This window comes from Sphingobium sp. C100, from assembly GCF_000508185.1.
GTDB lineage: Bacteria > Pseudomonadota > Alphaproteobacteria > Sphingomonadales > Sphingomonadaceae > Sphingobium.
The window spans coordinates 1-1,409 of the sequence record NZ_AYOY01000103.1 but is presented as its reverse complement, the minus strand read 5'-3'; the positions used below and the strand labels follow the sequence as shown (position 1 = coordinate 1,409).

2 protein-coding genes and 1 pseudogene are annotated in these 1,409 nt (G+C 67.3%); 1 reads left to right on the top strand and 2 read right to left on the bottom strand.

Features of this window, described 5'->3' with window-relative positions; translation table 11 throughout:
* Positions 1-285 (top strand): annotated as a pseudogene (locus C100_RS32325) (hypothetical protein); the annotation flags it as partial.
* A gap of 13 nt (positions 286-298) precedes the next feature.
* On the opposite strand, the gene C100_RS32320 reads toward C100_RS32325, so the two are convergent.
* Both C100_RS32320 and C100_RS0124340 read right to left on the bottom strand, forming a co-directional pair.
* On the bottom strand, positions 299-1,096 hold the full coding sequence (locus tag C100_RS32320; protein ID WP_024019161.1) for a 3'(2'),5'-bisphosphate nucleotidase CysQ: 798 nt from the start codon (positions 1,094-1,096) through the stop codon (positions 299-301).
* Positions 1,083-1,409: metallopeptidase TldD-related protein (locus tag C100_RS0124340; RefSeq protein ID WP_031309009.1), on the bottom strand; the 327-nt coding region annotated here is incomplete at its 5' end. The genes C100_RS0124340 and C100_RS32320, both read right to left, overlap by 14 nt.

Below are 1,409 nucleotides of genomic sequence, written 5' to 3'. Positions count from 1 at the left end.
CCTGTTCCAGCCTCTCCCGCCATCACTACGCCCGCTCCCACCGCTGACGCCGACGATCTGCTCCGGCTCAAGGGCGTCGGCCCCAAGCTCAAGGCGCTGCTGATCGACCTGGGCGTCACTCGTTTTGCCCAGATCGCTGCCTGGTCGGATGCGGACATCGCCGCGGTCGATGCGAAGCTTGGCAATTTTAAGGGGCGTCCGGTGCGCGACCAATGGGTCGACCAGGCGAAATATCTGGCGGCCGGCGACGTCGCGGGCTTCGAAGCCAAATACGGCAAGCTTTAGGCGTCCTGCGGCGCTAATCGCGTCCCAATATCTCCTGCGCGCGCGGGGCGAGCCGCTCCGTCGCCGCGCGGTGGATGCCGGGCGCGGAACATAACAGGCCAAAAGCCGTGGGCTGGGGCCGATTGAAGCGCAGCGGATCGCCCAGCGCATCGGTTACGGTCGCGCCGGCCTCCTGACAGATCAGGGCGGCCGCCGCGACATCCCATTCATTGCCCCAGCGCACCGTCGCGACCAGGTCGGCCTCGTCAGCGGCGACCATCGCCATGCGCAGCGCGATGCTGTTGGGCTTTTCCACCGTGATGAGATCGCGATCGGCACGGGGCAGCTGGTCCGCCGGCACCCGCGCGCCCGGCAACAGGCTGCGCGACCCCGCCTTGAGCATTTTGCCGTTGCGCGTCGCTCCCTGCCCTGCCCGCGCGATCCAAAGCTCATTGCGCGCGGGCGCGGCCAATATGCCGATCCGCACGGCTCCATCCTCCACCAGCGCCACCGACACCGCCCATCCCGGCCGGCCGCGCAGATAATCGCGCGTGCCGTCGATCGGATCGACCACCCAGACGCGCGACAAGCCCAGGCGATGCACGGTGTCGGCCGTTTCCTCCGACAGCCAGCCCGCCATCGGGTCAATCGCGGTCAAACTGGTCCGCAGCATAGCGTCCAGTTCCAGGTCGGCCTCGCAAACGGGGTGGCCGGGCACCTTTTCCCACTGGCGGACACGGGTTTCCCCATTGGCCCACAGAGTCAGCGCATGGTCGGCCGCATCCGCCACGGCGGACACGACCGCCCGCAAATGGGGGTCAGCCTCCGGCAACGGTCATTCCGTCGATGCGGATGGTCGGCACGTTCATCGCATAGCGGAAATATAGGTCGCTGGCTGGCACCAGGGCGCGGAACATATCCTTGAGATTGCCCGCGATCGTGATTTCCGACACGGCGTTCATCACCGCGCCATTTTCGATCAGAAACCCGGCCGCGCCCCGGCTATAGTCGCCGGTGACGCCATTGACGCCCATGCCGATCAACTCGGTGACATAGATGCCGCGCTTGACATCGGCGCGCAGGTCGCCGGGCGACACGCTGCCCGCTTCCATATGGACGTTGGTGACGCTGGCGCCCGGCGCGCC